This window comes from Corallococcus sp. CA041A (assembly GCF_003612075.1).
In the GTDB taxonomy this organism is placed as follows: Bacteria; Myxococcota; Myxococcia; order Myxococcales; family Myxococcaceae; genus Corallococcus; species Corallococcus exiguus.
This window is the reverse complement of record NZ_RAWF01000152.1, coordinates 1-25,089: the sequence shown is the minus strand read 5'-3', so window position 1 is coordinate 25,089 and position 25,089 is coordinate 1. Positions and strand designations below refer to the sequence as shown.

Here is a 25,089-nt window from a genome sequence, read left to right as displayed (position 1 = left end):
CCATGCCCGAGCCCACCGTGGGCGGTGATGCGCCCCCCGTCGCGGCCGTCACGCAGGCCGCGCCCGCCCCCGAGCCTGCCAGCGCGAACCCGGGCGGCTGGAAGCCTCGCGTGGATCAGACCTTCCGCGAGCAGGTGGAGAACGCGGAGCGGGAGATCATCCAGCGGGTGCTCGCCCACACGCATGACAACGTGACGGAGGCGGCGCGGATCCTCGACCTGGAGCGGGGTCACTTCTACAAGAAGATGAAGGCCCTGGGCCTGCGCCGCGGACAGTCTGAATCGTAAATGCCTGCATTTGCTGCTCCTTTTTAGAGGTACTGCCCTCGCGGACCGCCCCGTGGCTGGTCCGTGTGCTCGCCGTGTGCTCGTCCGCCATTCCTGAAACCACCCGGAACCGGCCAACCTGCCGTGCCAGGTGCGCGACGTCGTCCGCCAGGTAGATGGCGGCCGTCACCTGGGGGGACGCGTGCCCCAACAGGCGCTGGGTGGCCACGAGGTCCCCGGTGGCCTGATGGACGAAGCTACCGAACTGCTTCCGGAGGCCGTGGAAGGTGAAGCCCGCCGGCAGCGTCACGCCAGCCCGGTTGGCGATGGAGCGCAGAAGCTTCGTCACATGCCAGCTCGTGTGGCGCATGCCGCCCTTCCGCGGTGCCGGGAAGACGAGTCCATCCCCTCCCCACGACGCGCTGCCTGTAGGCGTCCAGCTCTGGGCGGAGCTGCGGGTGGATGGGCACGAGCCGCTCCTTCGAACCCTTCGTCGTGCTCCTGGAGCAGCTTCGCCGGACGTGGATGACGCCGTGCTCCCCGGCGTCCCAGTCGATGTCCGACCACTTCAGGGCCCCCAACGGCGGGCGAGGGCACGGAGAGGTCCAGCTTCCAGACGCGCCCGAAGCGCTTCCCCAGGGGCCCACCCAGGACGATGGTCGTCAGCATCGGGAGGCGTGCCTCACGACGCGATGGGTGATGCGCTCCCAGAAGCCGGAGTACGTCTCCCGGCCGGACAGGCGCCCCATGACGTGGTGCAGGAGGACGTCCCCGCCCAGGTACACGCCCGCGTGGTTGGGCACCGGGGCGCGCAGTTGCATGAGGAGGACGTCGTGCTCGCGCAGGGGCTGCCCCGTCACGTCCACGAAGCCCGCGCGGCCGAAGCTCTCCAGGTAGAGGTTACCGCCCTTCGCCCACCAGTCGTCCGGGCGCTCGAAGTCGGGCAGCGTCAAGCCCAGGCGTTCCCGGTAGTAGTCCTGGATGAGGGAGTAACAGTCCAGGACGCCGTGACTGAAGGTGCGGCCCACCAGCGGCGGCCGGTAACCGTCGGGGTACCAGAGGCGCCAGTGCCCCACCGGCACGTTGACGCTGAGCCATGGCAGCCCCCAGCGCTCCATCATCACCCGATCCGCCTCGCTGGGCTCCGGCGCGGCGTTTGGGGTGGGAGTGCACCACCGCGAGCACCTCGCCCTCCCCTTCCGCGCGGGCGAAGTCCTCCGGGGCCAGGACGAAGTGCGCCTGGCCGTCGGCGAGGTTCCGGCAGAGGCGGTAGTGCCGGGCTCCGTCCACCAGCACGACGAGGCCACAGGACTCGCGGGGGTACTTCGCTTGGGCGTGGGCGAGCGCGGCGCCCAAGACGTCATCGGCCAGCGACAGCCTGCAAGAGTCGACCATGCCACCACAGTGTTAACATGCGTGGACCGAATCCGAATCACGGCATTACCCCTGCAAACCAACACAAAACCTGGATTCTTGGCTGAATCCCAACAAGAACAACACCCCCTCTGAAGACGAACACCAAGAGCACAATGACCACCGAAAGCAATAAATAAACAAACATGCCAACCTACAAGCCGGACGAATTCGAAGAGTTCATGACCAACTTGTTTACTGGAGCATGGACATTCGGAATCCTACTGCTAAGCATTTCACTCGCCATCCTCGCTATTTCGGAAATCAGTTCGCGACACCATGCAATCGCCGAGATCCGAGAAACCGAAAATCAAATCCTCGACACAGCTCTGAACGGGATTCAAACACAAAAGCTCTTAAACCCCGAAGACTCTCCAGAGCTACCAACCATTCGTTCCCAGATGCACCTTTCGCAAGTAGTCCGCCTACAGGCCGCCAGAGCGAGAGCCGAACTAGAGTTCTTGTCTATCCGAGGAGGAGCAACACAAAACAGCACCACGAAACACATCGTTTATGAATACCATTTCTACTCAAACATGGCGCGAGCCGAACTAGCTGGCCTCAGAGATCCTCGCGAGTTCACGCCACCCGTCAACGTCGAGCATTTTCCAATTGTCGAACTGGCAAGACAGATTGCCTACACGAGAAATGACTTCCTACTGGCAACGATCATCGCCAGTTGCACCCTCATCGGCTCCATAATCGCAGTCATGCGAGAAAGCCAGAGGGCATACATACCTCCAAAGCAACTGGCGCTCGCGCTCGCCTCCGGCTTTGTTGCATTTCTCGCATTAAGGGGCGGGCGCAGCGTATTCATGTTGGACTTGGCGGGCGAGGTGCCAAATTTCAATCCATACAGCATGGCCTTCAGCGGCCTGCTTGTTGGCTTGTTTACCAAGCGCGCCTATGCGCTTATGGCTCTCCTAGTCGACCAACTAGAGGCACGAGTGCACGCTGCTGTTGCTGGCCCACATGGCACAAGCGGTCAGCAGCCCGCACAAGCCCAACAGACTTCATCGGCACCACACGGCCAACCGCCAAGCGTTATATCCCCTCAAGCAATGGCTGGCTCCGAATCGGCAGCACCTTTCGAACAATCCAAGGCCCGAAACAGCAAACATGGCAAGGGGGCATGATTCGCAACGCCGCCACGCTCGCCTATGGCGTGCAGAGCATTACCGGATCAGCCCAACGGCCGGGAAACCGCCGTACGGAAGGACGCTCTTCTCCCCGAAGCGCAGCTTGCAGCTCGCGAGGTGCTTCCCGCCGCGGTCCTCCATGGCGCTGGACGTGGGCGTGTCGTTCACCTTCGCTACCGGCGGCCCGGCGTAGCCGCATCCCTCCTCGCGGTACTCCCAGGGGCACAGCTGCGTGATGACGCGCAGGGGGATGCGGACGCCGTCCAGGTCACACTTCGCGGCCAAGCTGAACTCCATGACGTGCTTGTTCTCCACCGTCTTCTGATCCACCACGAACTCGTCGTCCGGGAAGGCGTCCAGCGGCGAGGCGGTGGAATTGACGCCTCCGGGAAAGTTCACCGCGTCCAAGTAGCGGACGAAGGTGCGCTTCCGGAGGACACGCGCGCCCAGCAGGTCGTTCAGGTCCCTCGCCATGGCGCCGATGGTGCCGGCGACGTTGGCGAGCGTCAGGGTGGGCCGGGGCAAGCGCCCCATGCCCGACCTGTCGAAGCCCTTCACCTGGATGGCCCAGGGCTCGTAGGCCATGCCCTGCCAGACGACGGGCCCGCAGAGGCCATTGGTCCCCGCGTGGAAGTGGCTGACGCCTCCGCTTGGCAGGTTGGTGGCGTCCAGGACGAAGAGCTCCACGAGGGCCCCCGCGTCCAGCCTCTGGATGTCTCTGGCGATGCTCACCCTGCCTCCTCCTGGAACGTCGCGGTGAAGTCGTAGGCGTTGAAGCCCTTCGCGACACGGTGCCACTCCTCGCACACGACGTGCGCCGCCAGTTCGCCCGCTCCGGTGAAGGTGAGCGCGGCCCCGGCGCCTGGCGCCACGGCGAAGGTGACGAGTCCCGAGGCGGAGAGCGTGTAGGCAGTCCCCTCCATCTGGACGACGCCCGCGACGTAGACGGCGGGCGGAGCCGTCCAGCCCGTGGCAGGCACCAGCAGCTCCGGCACCTCCGGGGAGAGCGGTCGCTGCAGGAGCCACTGCGTCCGGGCCCATCCCCTATCCCGAACGGCTGCGCGGTGACGGCCCAGGCCGTGTCCGGGGTGATGAACTCGAAGGCCTCGACGCCCGCGCGGGCGCGCAGGAAGGCCTCCAGGGTGTCCGCGTCTACTTTCGTGAGGCTGGAGAACTGGAGGGCCCAGCGGCGCAGGACGGGGTTGAGGCCGTCCAAGGAGCGCTGGGTGTAACCCTCGCCGAACTGAGCCTTGCGCACCCGGGGCACCGAGTCCGCCTGGGCCCCATAGTCCGGGGTGAAAGGGAAGCGCTCCATGCCTACCGCCTCCCGCCGAGAGTCAGCCTGCACATGCGGGCCACATTCGGCGGAGGCGCGGACAAAATCCGGCTGTGGTCGGCAAGTGGCCCGGCAGTTCGAGTCGGACGGGCGGAGTTCTTGCCCGGTAGTTCGGCTCCTCCGTCCCCCACTGGGCGTTGCGCGAACCGCTTGTCTATGAACGGACACCGCGCCGCGCAGTTCCCTGCCACTGTGCGATGACGAGCGCGCACGCTTCCCACCAGCCCTGCGGTTAACGCCGCGGGCGAGGGGAGCCCATGTCTAACCTGCGCGCGTTGCTGGTGTGCCTGCTGGCCAGCCTCTGGGGCGGGTGTGGAGCGGCCGTCATCCCGGCCACCGAGTGCAATCAGTCGGATAGCACGGTCTCCTGTTGCCTCAAGCGACACCCGGGCGCCTACGAGGCCTGTGGAGCCGACGCGCCCGCGGAGCGGATGCTCGGCGCGCGTGGGACGCGCATCGACAGCAAGACGCTGTGGCAGAAGGGGATGGTCCGCCTCGATGTGGAGAACCCGGCGCCCGGCGTGCGCCCCGGACAGATCCACTTCCAGGATGCGCAGACGGGGGCGAAGTACCTGTACAACCCCGCGACGCGCAGCTTCACCAACGCGCCCCGCTGGGTGAACGAACTGCTGACAACGGACGCCAAGTTTGCCTCGTCCGTCCAAAAGGGGCTGTACTACCTGGGCGAGGTGGCCCTGTGAGGTTGAACGTGCTGATGCAGGCGTACCTGCGAAACGCCCAGGTCCAGGCGGTGCAGTCGCGCCCGCTCACCCCGAGGATGCAGGCGCTGCTCGATGAGGGTGTCGTCGGCAGGCATGGCCTCTGGGTGTGGCGGCGGCAGGCGCTGGAGGTCGCCCCGGCCATTCAGCCCACCTTCCCGGACGCCACCGGCTACGAGTGCTTCACGAACAAGGTGCACGTCGCCGACTTCGTGGGCTCCTTCGACGAGGAGCCGTGGGAGCGTCGGCTGCCGCTGAAAGAGCAGGTCGGCTACGGCCTCCGGCTCGCGCTGGAACTGCAGCGCGTGCTGCCAGCGGAGGAGCGTTTCACCACCATCCTCGGGTGCAGCAACGCCTGCACACTGCGCTTCCACCTCTCCCGGCCCGGGGAACGGTGGCTGGAGGAGGACCTGGAGAACTACCCGCGTGACGCCCTCCTGGAGCTTGGCAACCAGGACGACGTGAGAGGATGGGCTGCTCACCCATCTTGACGGGCAGGGCTGCGGCACCTCCCGCCTACCGCTCCCTGACGAAGGTGTACGTCATCCTGGCCAGGCGACATCTACTCCCACATCACCTGCGCAGTGGCGACGCGCCTCCAGCAGGACGGGGTGGACGTGCACGCGAAGGAGGACGCCCAGTCCGAGTCGTAAGCGCTCGGATGGACCGCTCCCTACTCTGGGGGCGGAGGCGCGGGGCGCTTGCGCCAGCCCTGAAGAATCCTCTCGGCGGCGGCGCGATAGAGCCAGTCCGCCCGGGCGAGCAGCACCTGCTCACCGCGCTTGATCCGGATCGCCATCCATATCGGCGGGCCCGGAACGAAGTGCGCATCCCCCGGGGTCCAGGCAAGCCCTCCCGTGGCCTTCACCACGCGGGAGACACAGGCGTCGAACTCCGCCGCGGGCAGCCAGCGCAGTTCCTCCAACACCCGGTCCGCCTCGAACCCCTTCAGCGGCGTGGGCTTGCCGGTGACGGCCTGAAGCGCCTGGGGGCCGCGCCTGTCGGGGATGAACGCCAGCGCGTGGGGCCGCAGGACGCAGACCCCGTCGACGTCCCCCACCTTCGCGGGGAGGAGGGCCACGTCCTCCAGCTGCTCGCCCGACCGAGCCGCCGCGCCGAGGAGGGGTGGCTGACGATGCAGCTCCAGCGAGAGCATCAACCCCAGGGCATCCCGCACGCTGCGCGCGCACAGCCGGCGGTCGCCCTTCACCACCAGGTCGAACTGGCTCCGGTCCAGGTGGACGCCGTCATCCAGGATCGAGTCCAGACGCACCGCCTGTGCCGCGCCGAACACGGGCGTCCAGAGGACCCGCTCGCTGGTGATCCGCACCCTGCCGGAGCGCAGCACGGACCACACCAGGGGGCCTCCCAGGGAGAGCCCCAGGAAGGCCATCCCCAACTCCCGGGCCCAGGGAAGACCAGAGGCCAGGAGGAGGATGAAGAGCAATGCGCCCAACGGCACCATCAGGAGAGGGAGAGAGGGCACGTTCATGCCGCCCATGCCCGGGCCCGGCTCCCTCGACCGGCCGTGGGCGGGCTCGAAGACGAGCACCTCGCCCTCTTTCAGCGCCTTGCTGACAGGCTGGCGAAGCAAGGCCTCCAACCGCGTCAGCGCCTCTTCGAGGCTCACGTCCGGAGGCGCGACCGTCAACGTGTCCAGCCGTTGCCGCGCGAGCCGGGTGAGGCGCTCGCGCCGCGCGGACAGCGCCCGGGCCTGCCGCAGGACGGGGACGTCCTCGGTCCACGCCTCCACCGCCGCGCGGCGGTGCACCCGCTCCAGCGCTTCCCGCACCCCTCTGTCCCCAGCCACGAGGGCCGACACCCGCTCCGGGTGCTTCAGGAACCGGCGCTTCCAGCCACGGGCCGACAGCACGGCCTCCAACTCGGCATGGGGGCGCAGCGCCCCGGAGATGAGCTCCGCGCCGCCCTCCAGGATCCGCTCGGCCTCCAGGCCGGATACAGCATGGTCGTTCAGGGAGGGAGTTGTGCGTGCGCGTTCGGGCATCACCGCCGGAACATACCCGGCACGCGCCCCCTGGGGATGGTCCGAGTCATGGTGTGCCCTCCCGGCCACTTGCCGCCAGCCGCGTTGACGCCCGCGCGGCGCGTCTGGTCTATTGTGCCTCACGGGTGCCGAGGGGTGCCCGCCGCCCGGAAAGACGACGTCACCCTCGCTTCACCCGCTGTCGCCAGAGCCCCGATGAAGTCCTTCCACGGTCCCCCAACGGGTGAGGGCCAGCACGGAGGATTCGTCATGGGAACCGGCAGCACCCTCCCCGTCACGCTTCATGAGTACAAGGTCCGCGCGTCCCTGCTCCTCAAGGACCTGGACTCGTCCGACACGGCCCGCGCCACGCGCGCCGCGGAACGGATGCGCGCCCTGCCCTTCTTCGCGGCCCTGCCCCTGGGCGAGGTGCTCGCGCGCCGGGACGCCGTGCAGCACAAGCACGGGCTCGCCGTCGTCGCGCGCGAAGCAGGGCACACCACCTGGACGGAGCTGAAGCAGGCCCTGGAGGGCGGTGCGCGGGCGCTGGACACGCGCGCCTTCTTCCAGAAGGGCCAGAGCCCGTTCCTCAACCGGTGGTTCTCCACCTATGAGGAGGCCTCGCGTTCACTCGACGCGCAAGGCGGCTTCCTCTTCCCCTTCCGCGACCAGTGCTTCATCTGCGGGGCCGACTTCCTCCAGGCGCTGGGCATCGACTCGCGCGACGTGGACTGGGAGCGCATGGGCCGCGACTGGGTGCGCCCGCGTGACCCTGCCGCGAAGGAGCGGCTGGAGGCGAAGCTCGTCTCGCTGGGCTTCGGAGGTCACCATGGCGTCCGGTGACGACTCGCGCGCGGCCCGCGCGGAACGCAAGCGCGCGTACAAGGAAGCGGAGGTGCCCATGGGCATCTATGCCATCCGCTGCCACGCCAACGGCAAGCTGTTCGTGGGCCATGCCCTCAACCTGAGCGCGATGTTCAACCGCATCCGGTTCGAGTTCGCCCAGCGCATGCACCGAGTCCCCGAACTGCAGGCGGACTGGGAGCGCCACGGCGAAGCGGCCTTCTCCTTCGAGGTGTTGGACAAGCTCCCACCTCGCGAGGAGCCCGGCGGCCCTCCGCCCGTGGAGGAGCTGAAGGTGCTGGAGGAGATGTGGCTGGAGCGCCTGAAGCCCTACGGCGACGCCGGCTACAACACGCAGCCCAGGACCTGACACGGTGGGTTCAACCGACCTCCGCGCCCAGGCGAATGGCGCTGTCCGGGAGCACCCCTGAGCACATCCAGCCTGCCGTGCCGGGTGCCCCGGCGCGGCGGGACGTGCGAGGATGGAGGCCCCCCATGAGCACCAGCGCCGCCCCCATCCTCGGCATCGACTTCGGGACCACCAACACCGCGGCGGCCTTCTTCGACAAGGCGAACAAGCTGCGCGTGGTGCCCATCGCGGACAAGAGCCTCACCCTGCCCTCCATCGCGTGGTTCCACGCGGGCGACAAGGCCATCGTCGGCCCCGCGGCGCGGCGGCAGATCATCGACGACCCGCGCCACACCATCTTCGGCGCCAAGCGCTTCCTGGGCCGCCGCTTCCAGTCCGAGTACGTGGCCCGCCACCGCAACCGCTTCGCCTTCGAGCTGGTGGAGGGCCCGGACGGCTACACCGCCGTGGAGGTGTACGGGAAGGTGACGCCGCTCATCGACGTGGCTCACTTCATCCTCAAGCACCTCAACACGCTGGCCACGCACGCGGCCGGGACCCCGTTCAAGGAGTGCGTACTCACCGTGCCCGCGCACGCCACCATCCGCCAGCGCGAGGCCATCCGCCGCGCCGCGGAGAAGGCGGGCCTGCGCGTGCGCGCCATCGTCAACGAGCCCACCGCCGCGGCGCTCTACTACGCCAACCTGCGCAACCCCGAGCAGACGGTGATGGTGTTCGACCTGGGCGGCGGCACCTTCGACGTCACCCTCATGTCCGTGCAGAACCGCGTGGTGAAGGTGCTGGCCACCGGCGGCGACGCGTTCCTGGGCGGCGCCAACTTCGACGAAGCCATCGTGGAAGCGCTGGTGGACGACTTCCAGAAGCAGCACGGCATCGACCTGCGCGGCAACAAGGTCGTGATGCAGCGCCTGGTGTTCGCCGCCGAGTCCGCGAAGATGGCGCTCTCCAGCGGCGCGTCCGTCCCCATCCGCATCCCCTGCATCACGCAGAAGGACGGCGCCTTCGTGGACTTCAACGTCACGCTCACCCGCGAGCGGATGGAGGCCATGGTGTTCCAGCTCATCGAGCGCACCGCCGCCGCGTGCGACGACGTGCTGGAGAAGGCGGGCCTGAAGCCGGACGCCATCGACGAGCTGGTGATGGTGGGCGGCCAGACGCGCATGCCCGCCATCCGCAAGCGCCTGGCCCACTTCAAGAAGCTGTCGTCGGACAAGGAAGTGCACCCGGAATTGGGCGTGGCCGTGGGCGCGGCCATCCTGGGGCGCAACCTGGCGCGCGGCATCAGCGGCCTGTCGGACGTGGTGCCCATGCCCATTGGCGCCATGGTGCCCGGCGGCGGCCAGCACGAGGTGCTCCCCGCCAACACGCCCGTGCCCGGCACTCGCTCCGTGGACCTGGAGCTGCCGCCCTGGCCCGGCCCCGTGCCGGTGGCGCTGTTTGAAGCGCTGGACCGCACCACCGTGGAGCGCGAGCTCCTGGGCACCGTGCGCATCGAACCGGACTGGCGCGTGGCCCACCCGGGCCCCACGACGCTGGAGCTGCGCATGGGGCCGGACTTCTCGCTCACCGCGAGTCTCGTCGCGAAGGATGGACAGCGGCAGCCGCTCACCATCAGCGACCCGAACGCGCCCCAACGGGCCTAGAAGGCGTCAGGCCTTGGCCCGGACACCACGGTGCCCTTGAGCTGCTCCAGGAGCTGGCGGCTTTCGTCCAGCGCCTCCTGGCAGTGGGCGACGAGCGGCTCCATCCCGTCCAGCACCCGGGCGTCCGCGCGCTGCTCGATGTCCCAGCACAGCGACTCCAGCATGGCCGCGCCGAAGTAGGCCGCGTTGGACTTGAGCGTGTGCGCGGCGCGCGCCAGGTTCTCCAGCTCGCCACGCGCGAGCGCCCCCCGCGCGTCCTCCATCAGCCGGGGCATGCTCTCCAACGCGGTGTCCACAAGCTCCGGGAGCATCCGCTCCACCTGCCCGTCCAGGGACTGCCACAGCCGCTCCAACGCGCCCGACTCCAGGCCCCGGATGCGCGGGGCCCCCATGCGCGGGCCCACTGGTGCACGGGTGGAGGGGGCGGCCCCGGGCTCGCGCTGCAGGCGCTCCCAGGCGCGGCGCAGCGCGGAGATGAGCTCCTCCACGCGGATGGGCTTGCTGAGGAAGTCGTCCATGCCCGCGTCCAGGCACTCGCGGCGGTCCGACGTCATCGCGTTGGCCGTCATGGCGATGATCCACGGCTGTTCGCCTAGGGGCATGTCCCTGCGCAGCTGGCGCGTCGTCGCCAGGCCGTCCAGCTCCGGCATCTGCACGTCCATCAGCACGACGTCGTAGCGCTTGCGCGCCAGGAGGTTCAGCCCTTCACGGCCGTTGTTCGCGGTGTCCGCCGGGTAGCCCAACCGGTCCAGCACCAGCAACGCCAACTTCTGGTTGGTGGGGTTGTCCTCCACCAGCAGGATGCGCAGCGGCATCTGCTCGCCAGGGCGCGAGTTGAACACGGAGCGCTCGCGCGTGGCGGGCGCGGGCGTGACGGGCATGGGCCGGGCGGAGATGAGGTCCTGGGCCAGGCACGTCATCAGCGCGTCATGCAGCTGCGACGCCTTCACCGGCCGGGGCAGCACCGCCGTGAAGAGGCCGGGCGGCTGCGCGTCGCGCTGATCAAACGAGGTGAGCAGCAGGAGGGGCAGCTCGCGCGCGTCGCGCTGCTGGCGGATGTGCGCCGCCAGCGTGGGCCCGTCCATCAGCGGCATGCGGTGGTCCAGGATGGCCAGGTCGAAGCGGGCCCCGGACTCCAGCTTGGCCAGCGCCTCCGCGCCGGAGCCCACCTCCACGATGGCCATCCCCCACGCGGCCAGCTGGCGGCCCAGCAGCTTGCGGTTGATGGCGTTGTCGTCCACTACCAGCACGCGCCGGCCGTGCAGCTTCAGCGCGTCCGGACGCAGGGCCTCCGCGCCGCGCGGGGCCTCGCGCGCCTGGAAGGTGAAGTGGAACGTGGCGCCCTTGCCCGGCACGCCCTCGCTCTCCATCCACAGCCGCCCGCCCATCGCCTCCACCAGCCGCTTGCTGATGGCCAGCCCCAGCCCCGTGCCGCCGTAGCGGCGCGACACGGATTCGTCCAACTGGTTGAAGGGCTGGAAGAGGCCCGCGCGCGCGGCCTCGGTGATGCCCAGGCCGGTGTCCTGCACCGAGAAGTGCAATTCGAAGAGGCCGCCCGGCGCGAGCGGCTGGCGCGGCGTGTCCACGGAGATGGACACCCCGCCGCGCTCGGTGAACTTCACCGAGTTACCCACCAGGTTGAGCAGCACCTGCCGCAGGCGCGCGCCGTCGCCCACCACGCTGACGGGCGTCTCGTCCGTGACGTGGTAGCCCAGGTCCAGGGACTTCTCGCTCGCGCGCATGGCGAGCAGGTCCAGCACGGACTCCACGCACTGGCGCAGGTTGAAGGGCTGCTGCTCCAGTTCGACCCGGCCGGCTTCGATCTTGGAGAAGTCCAGCATGTCGTTGAGCAGCCCCAACAGCGCGTCCCCGCTCTGGCGGATGGTGGACGCGAAGTCGCGCTGCTCGGGCGTGAGCGCCGTGTCCATCAGCAGCCCCGCCATGCCGATGATGGCGTTCATCGGCGTGCGGATTTCGTGGCTCACGGTGGCCAGGAACAGGCTCTTGGCCTGGTTGGCGTCCTCGGCGGACTGGCGCGCCCGCTGGAGGTCGGTGACGTCGTGGTAGATGGCGATGAAGCCCATGGACTGGCCCGCCACCGTCACCGGCATGGCGCGCAGCTCCACGTCCACCACCGTGCCGTCCTTGCGCACGCGCTTGGTGACGACGTGCACGCGGTCCTTGCTCAGCACCTCGCGCGACGTCTCCTCGGCCTGCGGACGGATGTCGTCCACGTTGGCCACGAGCTTGAGGATGTTGCGGCCCAGCGCCTCCTGCGGCGCGTACCCGAAGAGCCGCTCCGCGGCGGGGTTCCAGGACAGCACCTCGAAGGCGCGGCTGATGGTGACGATGGCCACCGGGCTGTGGCGCACCACCGCCTCGAAGAACTCCTTCTGCTGCCGGAGGATGGACTCGGCCGCCAGGGCCGCGTCCAGGCCCCTCAGCAGCAGCAGCCAGCCGCCGTCCTGCGGCACCGCCTGCACCCGCACGGAGCGCACCGGGCCCACCGGGAGCTCCGTTTCCAGGGCAGCGTCGCCCGGAGAAGAGACCTGGGGGGGCGTCCAACCCGGCAGCACGCCCTCCACGGACCGCCCCACCCACAGGTCGCGAGGGCCCAGCAGCGCCTCCGCGGCGCGGTTCACGGCCACGACCCGCAGGGTCGGGTCCAGGACGAGCACGCCGTCACGCGTGTGCTCGAACAAGGCCGGATACGCGCTGGGTGGCAGTTCGGGCAAACTTCCCCCTCCGTTCAAGAACTGTAGGTCAGTCGAGGCGCCAGTTCCATGTCATCCACGGAAAACCGTGGAGGTGGGCAGGCACAGGCCTTTTCCCGGTGCTCCCGGGACGGCGATTCAGGGGGTTGGAAGGCCTGCCTGGCCATGCAGGGGGGCGGGAGGTTTCGTTCTGTTTCCATGCAGCGGCGTGAGGTCACCCAGGGTGCTGGCGAGGACGCCCCGGGCGATGCGTGAGCGGGCCCATTGGCCGGGGGTCCAGGGGATCCATGCCATGGAGGAGGCCAGGGAGGACATTCCTGATGCAGGGTCCTCCAACGTCACACTTCGCGTGCGCACCTCATGCGCTGCGAGCGTGGGGCAGCCGGCGTCCGCCAGGTCGCGGTCGAGCGCGGCGGTGGCCTCATCCAGGGAGGGGGCCGCGAAGGACTCCAGCAGCCGCGCGTGGAAGGCGGTCTCCGTCAGGGCGATGCACCGGTTCGCCTCCGTCGCGCAGCCGCGGGCCTTCCGGGCCACGTCCGGCGGCGCGGCGAGTCCCGCGAACTGGGGAGCCGCTTGGAGCAGGGCGTTCATCCGGGCCGTCTGCTCGGCGGGCATGGGCGTCCAGTCCTCCGGGGGCGAAGGCATGGCGTCGTGCGCGAGCCGCTCGATGTCGAGCAGGTTGACGGCCAGCGAGCCGCCCACGAGCGAGTCCGTGCGCAGGCTCAGCCACGCCAGGTGGCGCACCTGCTGCGCGGCCTCCACCGGGTGGCCGGTCCTCAGGCCGTGGAGCATGCGGAACTTCGCCCAGCGCTGGAGGAGGAAGAGGTCGGGGACCTCACCGGCGGCCCAGTTGAAGCGGCCCTCGGCGCTCAGGGGGCTGCCGTTGAACAGGTCCCACCGGTCATAGGCCAGCAGCCGCACCATCCAGTCGAAGTCCAGGCGGGACACGTCGATGCTCGCGGTGAGCCACCGGCCCTGCTTCAGGTCCAGTGCCTCTTCGCGAAGCGACTCCGGAAGGACGAGCGGCGAGCCTTCCGGCGGGGCCCGCTTCAGGTCGCGCGACCAGGGCAGCCAGGCGTTGAGCAACAGCCCCGCGTCCCCTTCCGTCCGGCCTTCGTGGAACCAGGGGTCGGCGCCCAGCATGGCCTCTTCGGCGCAGTAGGCGTCCACGTTCGCGGCCAGCGCTTCGCGGTGCAGACGCAGCGGGGTTTCGAACCTCCCCTGGAACCACGCCTCCGCTGCCAGCAGGCCGGCACCGGCCAGTACGGCGAGCCCCGTCAGGGAAGCCACGGCGATGCGCCGGCGCCTGCCTGGCGCGACCCTGTCGGAGGACGTCATGGCGCGAATCCTAGAGGGCTTTTTCCGGAGCACCCAGGAAGTGTCCCGGGCCGCCGCGCCACTGTTTCAGGGCAGACGGCCAGCCAGCCCCCTGCCTCACTGGCCGTGACTGGAACCGCCGGCCCGGAATCAATGGTGGGCCCTGGGCAGTGCGGTGTTCGGGCGACCTAGCTTTCCTTTGACCACGCGGAAGAGAGAGCCGTGCCCGACGCGACGACCCCGCCCTTGATCCTCCTCATCGACGACGAGCCGGAGCTGGAAGTGATGGCCCGGTACCTCGAATTCGAAGGCTATTCCGTGCTGACGGCGACCAATGGTGAGGAGGGATTACTGGCGCTGGCGTCCTGCCGAAAGCCCTGCATCGTCCTGCTGGATTTGATGATGCCGGTGATGGACGGACACAGCTTCCTCCGCCGGATGAACGACGACGCGACGCTGTGTGGGCTGCCCGTCTTCGTGCTGACCGCCAGCTTCCAGACGGAGCACATGGCCGGCGTCGTCGGGACCTTGCAGAAACCCCTGCACATGGAGCTGTTCAAGGAGGCGGTGGCGCCCTACTGGGCGCCCACGGGAGAATAGAAGGCGCGGCTCAGGCCGCGATGCGGGCCACGCACTCCGGGCTGTCGTTGGCGGGGGAGTTCACCCCGCGCGCCACTTCGTAGACGTCCAGCGGCGCTTCCGTCGCGGGGACGAGCAGCGGCAGCAGGACGGACGCCTCTTGCGGCTCCGGGCGCAACCACACGGCCTGACCTTCCGGCGACAGGATGACGGGCATCCGGTCGTGGATGGGCGCCATCAGCGCGTTGGGGCTCGTGGTGATGATGGTGCAGGTGCGCAGCACCTCGCCCGTGTCCGGCGCCGTCCACTCCTCCCACAGGCCCGCCAGCGCGAGCGGCTTCCCGTCGCGGTGGTGGAAGAAGTACGGCGTCTTGGGCTTCGTGGATTGCTTCCACTCGTACCAGCCGTCCACCACCACCAGGCACCGCCTGCGCTTCAACGCCGAGCGGAAGCTGGGCTTCTCCGCCACCGTCTCACCGCGCGCGTTGATGAGCTTGTTGCCGATGGACGCGTCCTTCGCCCAGGACGGGATGAGCCCCCAGCGGAACACGTCCAGCAGCCGGGCGCCGTCATTGGGCACCACGGGCAACAGCTGCGTGGGACAGAGGTTGAAACGCTCGCGCTCCAGCGTCGCGCGCGCGCCCGCGAGCTCCAGCTCGGCGACGAGCTGCGCGGGGGAGGTCCGGACGGTGACTCGGCCACACATGGGGATGAAGCGTAGCGCCCGGCGGCCGGCGCCGCACGTTCCGGACGCCCGAGGGCCTACGTGGGCAGCTGGATGCCAGACAGGCGCTGGTACAGCTCCACCGCGCGGCTGTCCGACAGGCCGGTGATGTAGTCCGTCACGCACAAGAGCCGCTGGTACGGCGTGAGCCGCTGGATGGCCTCGTCCCTGCGGAGCGGCTTCTGCGCCGCTTCATCCGCCGCCGCGAACTCCGGGCGCTGGAAGCACTCCATGGGCAAGAGCTGCCGCAGCTTCTTCTCCTCCGCGTTGGGGGACTCCGCCACCACCGACAGGGCGAACATGTCCAGCAGGCCGCCCAGCGTCTTGAAGCCCGCGCTCTCAATCTGGAGCACGCGCTCGCTCCAGTAGCCATGCTCGCGGGTGAAGTCGGTGATCTCCTCCAGCTGCGCGCGCACGTCGGGCTTGAGCGCGGTGAGCGACGTCTCCGTCCGCCCCGCCTCCAGGTCCTGCGCGTGCTCCACGAAGGCCTCCACGCACTTGGGGATGAGCTTCCCGATGGCCCGGGCCCGCGCCTGCGCCATCCGCGTCTCCAGGTGCCGGGGCGGCTTGCGGACCGTGGGCTCCGGCAGCACCGACTCCAGCAGCTGGCACGCGCGCTCCATGGACACGAGCCCCAGCTTCGCGGAGTCCTCCAGGTCGATGACCGCGTAGCAGATGTCGTCCGCCGCCTCGACGAGGAAGGCCAGCGGGTGGCGGCTGAACACGCCGGGCTCGCGCTCGCGCAGGCCCGTGGCGCGGTACGCCTCCAGCGCCAGGTCGACGTCGTCCTGGAAGTAACCGAACTTCTTCTCCGACACGACGCCCTTCGTCTTCTGCCGCGAGCCGGGCAGCACCGACGGACGCGGGTACTTGCTCATGGCCCCCAGCGTCGCGGCGGTGTAGCGAAGCCCGCCCCGGCGCTCGCGCGACTGGAGCCGGTTGAGGATGCGGAAGCCCTGCGCATTGCCCTCGAAGTCGCACAGGTCCCGCCACTCGGCCTCCGTCGCGAACGGGCTCTTCGTCCCCTCCCCTGGCCGCGCGAGCCGCTGGCCCACCCAGTGCTGGATGGCCGCCTCTCCGGAGTGGCCGAACGGCGGGTTGCCGATGTCGTGCGCCAGGCACGCCGCCGCCACGATGGTGCCCAGGTGCGATGGATCCAACTCCACGCCCTGCAGCTTCAACCGCAGCCCGGCCTGATGGCCCAGCGAGCGGCCCACGCAGGACGCCTCGATGCTGTGCGTGAGGCGCGTGCGCGTGTAGTCGCTCGTCGACAGCGGGAACACCTGCGTCTTGTCGTGCAGGCAGCGGAACTCGCTGGAGAAGACGATGCGGTCGTAGTCCCGCGAGTAGTCGTTGCGCTCGTCGAGCTGCCGGTGCGCATCCTCCGCCTGCGAGGAGCGAGGTCCCGACCCGACGCGGGTGTCCGACAGGAGCCGCCGCCAGCGCTCCGTCCGTTCCTGATTGTCACTGCTGCTCACGAGGAAGAGACCTCCCGGTGCGAGGAGAGCCCCGCCATCGTGCTCCCCCGCACCGGAGGCGCAAGTTCCCGCGCCATCCAGAGCGCGACGCCAGGGGGACCGGGCCCCAACTCCCGGTCCCCCGCGCGCCCTACTGGAACACCCGCCAGCGGGACGGCTTGGGGGGTTCCGCGGGCAGCACGACGGGCACCTCCCAGGTGATGTGATACTCGGTGTCCAGAAGGCCCAGCTTGCGCCCCTGCACCCGCGGATTCCGAGTCCCCACCATGGCGAGCACCTCGCGCAGCACCCCCTCGTGATACGCCGGCGGCATGAAGTCACGCCGCATGACGAACAGCGCGTCCCCCTCTCCCTTCCAGTCGACGGTGCGCTCCCCGTAGCTCACCGCCATCTGGTAGCCGGACGGCAGGTTCGTCACGAGCTTGCGAGGGTCACCCGCGGCGAGGAGCAGGAACGTGCGCCCCACCGCGGACTCCAGGAAGCTTCGCGTGGCCTGCATCCCCATCTGCCGCAGCGCTTCGTCGCCCCCGCCCCACCGGGGTGACAACTGCCGCGCCGCCACCTGCGCCAGCTTGAGGAAGGTGGCCACCGGGTAGTTGAAGAAACCCACGAAGCGGCGCTCGTCGGTGACCGCCCGGCAGGCGGCCACCGCCTCCTCACCCACGCCGGTGCGCACCGTCTCCAGTACCCCCAGGAAGAACATCCCCCGGGCGGTGTCCAGCTCCGTCGCCGCCATGCGCCGCACTGCCCAGTCCGCATCCACCGCACCCGCCTCCGGGTACGGCTTCGCCTGTGCCTGCATGCCTGCCTCCGTTATCGCGTGAGCCCACGCCCCACGTGCGAATCGCCAACGTGCTGCTGCTCTCTTCCGGGATGCGCCGCGGCAGCCGGCGCGCACGCCTCAGGGAAGAGACGCTTCAGGGAGGAGGACGGTGAAGCGCGAGCCATGGCCGAAGTCGCTCTCCGCCTGGATGCGCGCGCCATGTCCCTGCACCAGCCGCTTCACGATGGCGAGCCCCAGCCCGGTGCCGCGCAGCTTGGTGGTGAACATGGGCTCGAAGATGCGCTCCAGGAGCGACGCGGGGATGCCCGGCCCGTCGTCCGTCACGCGCAGGCTCCAGCCGCCATCCCCCAACGCATCGGCGTGCACGCAGACCGTCCCGGAGCGCTCCGCCGGAATGGACTCCACCGCGTTCTGGATGAGGTTGACCAGCACCTGGCGGAACTGTTCGCGGTCCAGGCACGGCACCGGCAGCCCATCCGGGACCTGGATGTGCACGCGCACGCCCTCGCGGCGCGGCACCACGCTGATGGCCTCTTCCACCAATGGCTTGAGCGGACAGGGCGTGCGGCGCGGAGGCCGGCCCTTCGCGTAGTCCAGCAGGTCGGAGATGATGACCGAGCACGCCTGCAGCTCCCGGTCGATGATGTCCAGGAAGCGCGCGATGCGCGGATCCGTGGGGGAGGTCTCCACCCTGCGCAGCCGGCGCTGGACGAACGCATGCGCGGTGCGCGCGGCCGCCAGCGGGTTGCGCAGTTCGTGGCTGACGCTGGCGGTGAGCTGCCCCAGCGACGCCAACCGCTCCATCTGCTCCACGTGGCCGCGGACGGCGTGCACCTCGCGCACGGCGGCGTCCAGCTGCCCCACGCGCAGCGCCAGCTCCTCCTCGATGGTGGCCTCCGCCAGGGCCTGACGCCCGGCCCGCTCTCCCAGCTCGCGCAGCGCGTCCCGGCAGGCGACAACCAGCACCACGTCGATGGCGGCCACCCAGAACGCATGCTCCAGGAAGCGCCACCCCTCCGGGTGCAGCTGTCCGTAGACGGACTCCGGCCACAGCGCGCCCCGCATGCAGTGGTCCACGACGATGGCCAGGCTGGCGGTGAGCAGCACCTTCGGGTCGCGGTAGAACGACAGCACCGCCAGCGAGCCGAAGATGTGGAAGTGCGTCTCGATGCGGCCCCCCGTCAGGTGGATGAGCAGCGCGGACCAGAGCATCTGACTGACGGCCACCACGTGGCGCGTCGCCGTCTCCCCCGCGTGCAGCCGCGTGAGCATCACCGGGAACACGCTCAGCGCCGCGCCCAGCAGCACCGCCGTCTGCACGTGCAGGTGCAGCGCGCGCACCTTGCCCTCCCACCCATGGGGAGACACGAACACCGCCACCACCACCGCCGCCGCCCACTGCCCCAACATCAGCCAGGTGAACAGGCCATCCACCCGCTTGCGCGACTCACGCAACTGCAACGCCAGCAGCGCCGCGGCCCGGTCCTCCAGGCCTGGAGAGACATTCACCGGAACATGAATGGAAAAGGCTGACATGAACGAAGTCATCTCTTCACCTGACCGGGCTGGTGGCGAAAACGGATAATCATGTAAAATACGAACTACACGGAACTCTCCAGGCCAGCCATGCTGCCTGGGGGCACGTGAAGTGCCGGTGCCTGAACACTGTCGGCTCCAATACCGACGGAGAGGGACAGCGCCGGGGTGGCGCCAGCCCGTGCATTCGCAGCCAACAATGACAAGCGGGGCATTCCCGCGTCCACCGGACACGCCGAAATCAGGACCGGAGTACAAGGCCCGCGCTCACGTCTGACCAATGGTGCCCGCCCCCAGGTCCCAAGGGGGCACAGGGGGCATCCGCGTACACGCCCCGCGGGGGGTGTCAGGAGATGGCGGCGTGTGCGCGCGAGGGTGTTTCGAGCGTGGCGTCCGTGTCGCCCCGGGGCAGCTCCCGGGCGGCGGGGATGAAGGTCATGGCGCGCTCGGCGAGCGCGGCGATGGTGAGTGAGGGATTCACGCCTGGGTTGGCTGAGATGGCCGCGCCATCCACCACGTACAGCCCTTCATAGCCATACAAGCGGTGGCGTGCGTCGATGGCGCCTGTCGTTGGCGAGTCCCCCATGCACGCGCCGCCCAGGATGTGCGCGGTGGTCGGGATGCCCATGAGCGTTTCGCTGACCATGGTCATGGGGTAGCCATCCAGCTTGTCGGACACGCGCTTCGCCAGGTCGAAGGCCTCCGGCATGTTCGCGGTGGGCGCGGGGCCTTCCTGCAGGCCGGTGGTGAGGCCGGAGCGGAAGCCGGTGGTGAGCGCGCGGCCGCGGCGCATGCGCAGGTGACCCTCCATGGTGCGCATGTACAGGAGGATCATCGTGCGGCGCGCGAAGTCCGGGACGAAGAAGGCCTGGAGGAAGCGCACGGGCCGGCGCGCGAGCAGCCCCACCAGCCGGGCCACGCGCGACCACGCGGTGGCGCCGGGGACGTGGGGGGCCATGAGCAGGCGGAAGAAACCGGAGCCCGCCGGGTAGCGCACGGGCTCCAGGTGCGAGTGCTCGTCGGTGTGCAGGATGGACCCGATGGCGATGCCCCGGGACAGGTCGCGGTCCTTCTGCTTCTTGCCGCTGATGACGCCGATGAGCGCCTCGGAGTTGGTGCGCACGCCGTCGCCCACGCGCTCGGAGAGTTGGGGCAGGCCGTCTGGCGCGTCCTTGAGCTTGAGCAGCAGGTCCATGGTGCCCAGCACGCCACCCGCGAAGATGACGTGCTTCGCGGTGAAGCGGCGCGTCTTCTTGAAGAAGCCGGTGCCCTGCTTCGCCGTCACCTCGTAACCGTCGCCGCCGGGCAGGGGGCGCACCCACGTCACCTCCGTGTCCGCGTGGAGGGAGAGGCCCTTCTTCTCCGCGAAGTAGAGGTAGTTCTTGTCGAGCGTGTTCTTGGCGTTGTTGCGGCAGCCCAGCATGCAGCCACCGCACGCGTTGCAGCCGGTGCGGTCCGGGCCCTCGCCGCCGAAGTAGGGGTCCTTCACGGTGACGCCGGGCTCGCCGAAGTAGACGGCCACGGTGGTGGACTGGAAGTCGGGGCGGCCCAGGTCCTCTCCCACTTCACGCAGGACCTGGTCGGGGAACGTGTTGAGCGGATTGACGGTGGCGCCCAGCATGCGGCGCGCGGTCGCGTAGTGCGGCGCGAGCTCCTCCTTCCACGGCGCCAGGTGGCCCCAGGAGGCGGCGTCGAAGAAGTCGTCCCGCGGGATGGGCAACGTGTTGGCGTAGACGAGCGAGCCGCCGCCCACGCCGACGCCGGACAGCACGGTGACGTGGCGGAAGAAGGTCATCTTGAAGAGGCCGCGCCACCCGAGCCGAGGCATCCACAGCCAGCGCTTCAGGTTCCAGTTGGACTTGGGGAAGTCCTGGCCCTGGAGGCGCCGGCCCTTCTCCAGCATCACCACGCGATAGCCCTTCTCGACGAGCCGCAACGCGCTGACGCTGCCGCCAAACCCCGAGCCGATGATGAGCCAGTCGCAGTCCATGACGTCCTCTCCGTCTCCCGGAGCGTGTGAGCTTCCCGCCTCCAGGAGGTCCGCACTCTATGCCACGAGCGCGAGCCGGCCGGGCGGGACCTGTCGCACGCCTCCGGAATGAACGGAGGGCCCCGGGACGTGGGCTAGCGCTTCGTGGCCTGCTTCCTCGCCCGGCGTGCGGCGGGCGTGTTGGCGACGAACTGGCGGCCCGCCCGGGAGCCGGTGCGCTTGCGTCGCTCGGTGGCCTTCTTCTGGGCCGGGCTCAGGTGGGCCCAGGCCTCCTTGGGCAGGTAGCGCGCGGTGGTGCGGCCGTGGCGGGCGCGGGTGCCGCCGTCCTGGGTGCCCCACTTCTCCTTCGTCCAGGACGACAGGTGGCGCTGCGAGGTGCCGCGAGCCCCCTGGTAGCCGCCGCCGGCCCTCTTGTATTCAGCGGCGAGGAGCTGGGCCTTGCGCGCGCTCCATTCGCCGGCGCGGCCGCCCTTGTCGCTCTTCATGATGCGTTTCTTGAGGCGCTCGCGCAGCGCGGGGTCCGTATACCGGCCGCTGGCGCTGGCGGACGCGTGGCTCTTGCGCGCGGCGCGTTTCGCGGGCGTGGCGGCGGCGTGCTTGCGCCGGGGGGCGGCGTGGGTCTTCCGACGGCTGGCCATGAAGGCTCCTTTGCTTGTGACAAAGGTACGGATGCCGCGCGGGGAATGGCCTTTTCGCCCCGCTGCCTGCTCGCCACCAGAGTCAGGCGGGTGTGGCGCCGGGTTCGGTGGGACGGAAGAGAGAGCACGCGCGCACGGGCTGGGGCGCGTACTTCTGGGGCAGGAGCGGACACATGATGAAGGTGGAGGTCCGGGTCTGGACGTAGCGGGGCGGCGCGGCGCAGCGGTGGCAGAGGCTGTCCGGGAACGGCAGCGGATGTGGCGGCGTCATGGCAGTGCACAGCATCGCACGAGCCCGGGAGGAAAGGCGGGTGCGGGCCGCGCGCGCTCCCTAGATTGCGAGGCATGCACGTCACTGACGCCCACGTCGAACCCCACCGGCTGCGCCTGTCCGGCCGGCATGCCGTCCTGGAGGTGTCGTGTCCGCTGCCCGGAGTGCTGCGGTTGAGGCACGCGCCGGTGTCGTCGGAGATCGGCTTCCTCCATCCCGAACTGCCCGGCAAGCGGTCCTGGTCCGTCATCGCCGAAGGGGGCCACCCCCTGAAGGTCGAGCGCGACGGCGAGCGCACGCGGGTGACGGCGGAGGGCGTGTCCCTGGAGGTGGATACGGAGTCGGGGACGTGGCGCTTCCAGGACGCGAAGGGGCGGGAGCTTGCGCGTTGCGTGGATGTGTCCGGTGAGGTGCAGGCCGCGTATCCGATGAGCCGGCACCGCGCGCGGCTGAAGCTGCGGGCGCCGGAGGGGGAGCGCTACCTGGGGTTCGGCGAGAAGGTGGGGCCGCTGGACAAGCGCGGCATGCACCTCACGTTCTGGAACACGGACGTGGTGCCGCACCACCCGGACACGGATCCGCTCTACCAGTCCATCCCGTTCTTCGTGGGCCTGCGCGACGGCGTGGCGTGGGGGTTCTTCCTGGACGAGTCCTGGCGCTCGGAGGTGGACGTGGCGCTGGCGGACGCGTCGCGGGTGGCGTGGGAGTCGTGGGGGCCGGAGCTGGACTGCTACCTCTTCGCGGGGCCCCTGCCCGCGGACGTGGTGCGAAGGTACGCGGCGCTGACGGGGCTGCCTCCCCTGCCCCCGCTGTGGAGCCTGGGCGCGCAGCAGAGCCGCTGGGGCTACGAGAACGCGCGAGACATCCGAGGCGTCATCCAGGGCTACCGGCAGCGGAACCTGCCGCTGGACTGCGTGTATCTCGATATCGATTACATGGATGGGTACAAGGTCTGGACCTGGGACAGCGCGCGATATCCAGACCCGGCCGGCCTGGTGCGCGAGGCGGCGGCGCAGGGCGTGCGGCTGGTGCCCATCATCGACCCGGCCTTGAAGCTGGAGCCGGGCTGGAACGTGTACGAGGACGCGAAGGCACGCGACTACCTGGTGCGCTACGACCGGGGCGGAGTGCTGGTGGGCGAGGTGTGGCCCAAGCCCGCGGTGTTCCCGGACCTGACGCGGCCTCAGGTGCAGCGCTGGTGGGGAGGCCTGCATCGCGACTTCGTGGCGATGGGCGTGGCGGGGTTCTGGAACGACATGAACGAGCCATCGTGTTTCGGGGTGCAGCCGGACGTGGGCATCCTCACGCTGACGAGCGAGCGCGCGGAAGGCATTGGCCAGGTGGAAGGCAAGACGCTGCCGTACGACGCGCGTCACGGGGAGAAGCGGCACCTGGAGGTGCACAACGTCTACGCGCTGGGCATGGCGAAGGGCGCGTTCGAAGGCTTGCGAGAGCTGCGTCCAGAGGCCCGGCCGTTCCTGCTGACGCGGGCGGGGTTCGCGGGCATCCAGCGCTACTCGGCGGTGTGGACGGGGGACAACTCCAGCCACTGGACGCAGTTGGAGACGTCACTGCCCATGTTGATGGGATTGGGCCTGGCGGCGGTAGCGCTCACAGGGGTGGACATCCCGGGCTTCATCGGCCGGGCGAACGGTGAGCTGCTGGTGCGGTGGATGCAGACGGGCACGTTCTACCCGCTGATGCGCAACCACGCGGGCAAGGGAACGTCGCCGCAGGAGCCGTGGCGGTTCGGAGAGCCCTACCTGACGCTGGCGCGAGCGGCGCTGGAGCGGCGGTACCGGCTCCTGCCCACGCTGTACACGCTGATGCACGAAGCGTCGGAGACGGGGATCGCGCCGCTGAGGCCGCTGTTGATGGAGGCACCCGGGGACGCGGAGGCTGCGGGCGCGTTTGATCAGTTCCTGTTTGGCAGGGACCTGCTGGTGGCGCCGGTGGTGCGGCCTGGGCAGACGAAGCGACTGGCGTACCTGCCGGCGGGGACATGGCTGGAGTGGCCGGGACTGGAGTGGACAGGGGAGGTGCGCGAGGGAGGGCAGCACGTCATCGCGGACGGGCCGCTGGACACGGTGCCGGTGTGGCTGCGCGCGGGAGGCGCGGTGGCGCTGACACGGCCCGCGATGCACACCACGGACGCGAACTGGAAGCACCTGGAGTGGCACGTGCACGCGGCGCCGGAGATCCACGGCCGGCTCTACGAGGACGCGGGAGACGGCTACGGTGCGTCACGGCTCACGGCGCTGCGCGGCGGTGTGACGGATGGAATGCTGCGATTGGAGCGGAGCGAGGCGGGAACGCTCGCGCGGGCACGGACGGAGGAGACGATCCGGGTGTATGGATTGACGTCCGTGCGAAAGGTGACGGGAGCGCAGGCACACCGTTTCGAGGACGGCGTGCTGGAGCTCCAGGTCGCCGCGGATTGGACGCGACTGGACGTGGCTCCGTAAATCAGAGGACGGGGAGCTCCTTGAACACGACGCCTTCGAATCCGAAGCGGTTCACGGCGTCCACGAAGCGCTCCGTGGCGATGATGATGGTCGTGTAGTCGCTGAGGCGGAACAGGTCCAGGTCGCCGGTCAGAGTGCGCCCATCGAGAATGGGGGCGTCGGGATAACTGCCTCCTTGCCGCCCGCACCGTTCGCAGGGGCGTTCCCGCCCGCCCGGGAAGCAGCTGTCGTGCAGTCGGCCTCGGCAATGGATCTCGACCTCCCGCAGCTCCACCTCGACCTTGCTCCGAAAGCGCAGGTCCATCTTGCTCGCGCGAAGGGCGATGCCTGCCTCACGCAGCAGGTCCACGATCTCGCTCCGCATCACCAGGGTCCAAGGGTCATACAGATCGAGCGCACTCCACTTGCCGGAGGCCTTGCCGATGAGAGGCCCGAACTCGGCCCCTGGCAGCAATGGCGCCTCGAAGGGCACCTGAAGCCGGACGAGATCACGCAGTCGCTCGTACTCCTCGAGCGGAACCTGCCGTGCTTCCGCGAGCTCTCCCCTATGGGCCCAGCCCGAGAGATCCACGGAGGGATATGCCTCTCCCAGTCCACCAGGGCTGGACCCACACACAGGACACAACCCTCCCGGCAATCCCCATCGGTGCGCGCCATCGATGAATCCGGTGAAGCGCGCCCCTTTCGCAGCATTCACTTCAAAGAACCTCACGGATCCTCCGGCGACTAGCGAAGCTAATAGTAGGAAACAATGGGTCCCATGATGTTGAAGTCAACGATCATCCGAGCCAGTTGGTCCTGGATCTCCTTCGGAGTCGCATTCGTGTTCTTACGAGCGAAGTCACGCCACGTCTGATTCCAGGGACCACCCCGCCCTCCC

At 69.3% G+C, this 25,089-nt stretch carries 24 protein-coding genes and 3 pseudogenes; 9 read left to right on the top strand and 18 right to left on the bottom strand.

Features of this window, described 5'->3' with window-relative positions; genetic code table 11:
* A partial coding sequence (locus tag D7V77_RS25275) for a helix-turn-helix domain-containing protein (protein WP_304485878.1) occupies positions 1–287 on the top strand: 287 nt, incomplete at its 5' end.
* A gap of 148 nt (positions 288–435) precedes the next feature.
* Here the strand turns inward: D7V77_RS25275 and D7V77_RS46010 are convergent.
* The 3 genes and pseudogenes from D7V77_RS46010 to D7V77_RS46005 all read right to left on the bottom strand — a co-directional run.
* Positions 436–636: pseudogene (locus D7V77_RS46010) on the bottom strand (tyrosine-type recombinase/integrase); the annotation flags it as partial.
* Positions 637–928: 292 nt separating this feature from the next.
* Positions 929–1,387, bottom strand: a complete 459-nt coding sequence (locus D7V77_RS44910) for an NlpC/P60 family protein (RefSeq protein WP_233597216.1) — start codon at positions 1,385–1,387, stop codon at positions 929–931.
* A 40-nt stretch (positions 1,388–1,427) separates the two neighbouring features.
* Positions 1,428–1,661, bottom strand: a pseudogene (locus tag D7V77_RS46005) (Mov34/MPN/PAD-1 family protein); the annotation flags it as partial.
* A gap of 164 nt (positions 1,662–1,825) precedes the next feature.
* Here D7V77_RS46005 and D7V77_RS43335 point away from each other — a divergent pair.
* Complete coding sequence (locus tag D7V77_RS43335) at positions 1,826–2,815, top strand: hypothetical protein (RefSeq protein WP_147452155.1); 990 nt, start codon at positions 1,826–1,828, stop codon at positions 2,813–2,815.
* A gap of 39 nt (positions 2,816–2,854) precedes the next feature.
* Here the strand turns inward: D7V77_RS43335 and D7V77_RS25260 are convergent, their stop codons facing one another.
* The 3 genes and pseudogenes from D7V77_RS25260 to D7V77_RS46000 all read right to left on the bottom strand — a co-directional run.
* On the bottom strand, positions 2,855–3,550 hold the full coding sequence (locus D7V77_RS25260; protein ID WP_199733868.1) for a phage minor tail protein L: 696 nt from the start codon (positions 3,548–3,550) through the stop codon (positions 2,855–2,857).
* Entirely contained in the window at positions 3,547–3,798 is a 252-nt protein-coding gene (locus tag D7V77_RS44350) for a hypothetical protein (RefSeq protein WP_158629012.1), read from the bottom strand. Before D7V77_RS44350 ends, D7V77_RS25260 begins: the two co-directional genes overlap by 4 nt.
* A 110-nt stretch (positions 3,799–3,908) precedes the next feature.
* Positions 3,909–4,133, bottom strand: a pseudogene (locus D7V77_RS46000) (phage tail protein); the annotation flags it as partial.
* Positions 4,134–4,411: 278 nt separating this feature from the next.
* Here D7V77_RS46000 and D7V77_RS25250 point away from each other — a divergent pair.
* Both D7V77_RS25250 and D7V77_RS25245 read left to right on the top strand, forming a co-directional pair.
* Entirely contained in the window at positions 4,412–4,855 is a 444-nt protein-coding gene (locus D7V77_RS25250; RefSeq protein WP_120578857.1) for a hypothetical protein, read from the top strand.
* Positions 4,856–4,857: 2 nt separating this feature from the next.
* Positions 4,858–5,364 (top strand): hypothetical protein, encoded by a 507-nt coding sequence (locus D7V77_RS25245; protein WP_120578856.1) that lies wholly within the window; start codon positions 4,858–4,860, stop codon positions 5,362–5,364.
* 182 nt (positions 5,365–5,546) lie between these two features.
* On the opposite strand, the gene D7V77_RS25240 is transcribed toward D7V77_RS25245, so the two are convergent.
* Positions 5,547–6,878 carry a hypothetical protein gene (locus D7V77_RS25240; RefSeq protein ID WP_120578855.1) on the bottom strand — a complete coding sequence of 444 codons (1,332 nt, stop codon included), beginning with the start codon at positions 6,876–6,878 and terminating at the stop codon, positions 5,547–5,549.
* A 249-nt stretch (positions 6,879–7,127) separates the two neighbouring features.
* On the opposite strand from D7V77_RS25240, the gene D7V77_RS25235 reads away from it, so the two are divergent.
* From D7V77_RS25235 to D7V77_RS25225, 3 genes are all read left to right on the top strand, one after another.
* The gene (locus tag D7V77_RS25235) at positions 7,128–7,700 is read left to right on the top strand and encodes a hypothetical protein (RefSeq protein WP_120578854.1); all 573 of its coding nucleotides are present in this window, start codon (positions 7,128–7,130) and stop codon (positions 7,698–7,700) included.
* Positions 7,687–8,070 carry a GIY-YIG nuclease family protein gene (locus tag D7V77_RS25230; protein WP_120578853.1) on the top strand — a complete coding sequence of 128 codons (384 nt, stop codon included), beginning with the start codon at positions 7,687–7,689 and terminating at the stop codon, positions 8,068–8,070. The genes D7V77_RS25235 and D7V77_RS25230 overlap by 14 nt, the downstream gene beginning before the upstream one ends.
* 125 nt (positions 8,071–8,195) lie before the next feature.
* Positions 8,196–9,713 carry an Hsp70 family protein gene (locus D7V77_RS25225; RefSeq protein ID WP_120578852.1) on the top strand — a complete coding sequence of 506 codons (1,518 nt, stop codon included), beginning with the start codon at positions 8,196–8,198 and terminating at the stop codon, positions 9,711–9,713.
* Here the strand turns inward: D7V77_RS25225 and D7V77_RS25220 are convergent.
* Together D7V77_RS25220 and D7V77_RS25215 are read right to left on the bottom strand one after the other, a co-directional pair.
* Positions 9,710–12,448: a response regulator gene (locus D7V77_RS25220; RefSeq protein WP_120578851.1), complete on the bottom strand. Its 2,739-nt coding sequence runs from the start codon at positions 12,446–12,448 to the stop codon at positions 9,710–9,712. The two genes, D7V77_RS25225 and D7V77_RS25220, sit on opposite strands and share 4 nt — an antisense overlap.
* Positions 12,449–12,565: 117 nt before the next feature.
* Positions 12,566–13,765, bottom strand: coding sequence for a hypothetical protein (locus tag D7V77_RS25215; RefSeq protein ID WP_120578850.1), 1,200 nt, complete (start codon positions 13,763–13,765; stop codon positions 12,566–12,568).
* A 201-nt stretch (positions 13,766–13,966) separates the two neighbouring features.
* Here D7V77_RS25215 and D7V77_RS25210 point away from each other — a divergent pair, with 201 nt between their 5' ends.
* Positions 13,967–14,344: a two-component system response regulator gene (locus D7V77_RS25210; RefSeq protein ID WP_233597215.1), complete on the top strand. Its 378-nt coding sequence runs from the start codon at positions 13,967–13,969 to the stop codon at positions 14,342–14,344.
* 10 nt (positions 14,345–14,354) lie between these two features.
* Here the strand turns inward: D7V77_RS25210 and D7V77_RS25205 are convergent, their stop codons facing one another.
* The 7 genes from D7V77_RS25205 to D7V77_RS25175 all read right to left on the bottom strand — a co-directional run bounded on the left by D7V77_RS25205 (position 14,355) and on the right by D7V77_RS25175 (position 21,744).
* Positions 14,355–15,029 (bottom strand): SOS response-associated peptidase, encoded by a 675-nt coding sequence (locus D7V77_RS25205; RefSeq protein WP_120578849.1) that lies wholly within the window; start codon positions 15,027–15,029, stop codon positions 14,355–14,357.
* A gap of 56 nt (positions 15,030–15,085) precedes the next feature.
* Positions 15,086–16,525, bottom strand: coding sequence for a dGTP triphosphohydrolase (gene dgt / locus D7V77_RS25200; protein ID WP_120578848.1), 1,440 nt, complete (start codon positions 16,523–16,525; stop codon positions 15,086–15,088).
* 130 nt (positions 16,526–16,655) lie between these two features.
* Positions 16,656–17,327, bottom strand: coding sequence for a DUF2378 family protein (locus D7V77_RS25195; protein ID WP_120578847.1), 672 nt, complete (start codon positions 17,325–17,327; stop codon positions 16,656–16,658).
* 99 nt (positions 17,328–17,426) lie between these two features.
* Complete coding sequence (locus D7V77_RS25190) at positions 17,427–18,845, bottom strand: sensor histidine kinase (RefSeq protein WP_233597214.1); 1,419 nt, start codon at positions 18,843–18,845, stop codon at positions 17,427–17,429.
* 346 nt (positions 18,846–19,191) lie between these two features.
* On the bottom strand, positions 19,192–20,835 hold the full coding sequence (locus D7V77_RS25185) for a GMC family oxidoreductase (protein WP_120578846.1): 1,644 nt from the start codon (positions 20,833–20,835) through the stop codon (positions 19,192–19,194).
* Positions 20,836–20,969: 134 nt separating this feature from the next.
* Positions 20,970–21,473 (bottom strand): hypothetical protein, encoded by a 504-nt coding sequence (locus tag D7V77_RS25180; RefSeq protein ID WP_120578845.1) that lies wholly within the window; start codon positions 21,471–21,473, stop codon positions 20,970–20,972.
* A gap of 82 nt (positions 21,474–21,555) precedes the next feature.
* The gene (locus D7V77_RS25175) at positions 21,556–21,744 is read right to left on the bottom strand and encodes a hypothetical protein (protein ID WP_120578844.1); all 189 of its coding nucleotides are present in this window, start codon (positions 21,742–21,744) and stop codon (positions 21,556–21,558) included.
* Positions 21,745–21,818: 74 nt separating this feature from the next.
* Here D7V77_RS25175 and D7V77_RS25170 point away from each other — a divergent pair, with 74 nt between their 5' ends.
* Positions 21,819–24,209, top strand: coding sequence for a glycoside hydrolase family 31 protein (locus D7V77_RS25170; protein WP_120578860.1), 2,391 nt, complete (start codon positions 21,819–21,821; stop codon positions 24,207–24,209).
* A gap of 1 nt (position 24,210) precedes the next feature.
* Here D7V77_RS25170 and D7V77_RS25165 read toward each other — a convergent pair whose 3' ends face one another.
* Entirely contained in the window at positions 24,211–24,906 is a 696-nt protein-coding gene (locus D7V77_RS25165) for a double-CXXCG motif protein (RefSeq protein WP_233597217.1), read from the bottom strand.
* 38 nt (positions 24,907–24,944) lie between these two features.
* Positions 24,945–25,089 (bottom strand): DUF2380 domain-containing protein (locus D7V77_RS45995; RefSeq protein ID WP_120578842.1); only part of this gene is annotated, 145 nt, incomplete at its 5' end.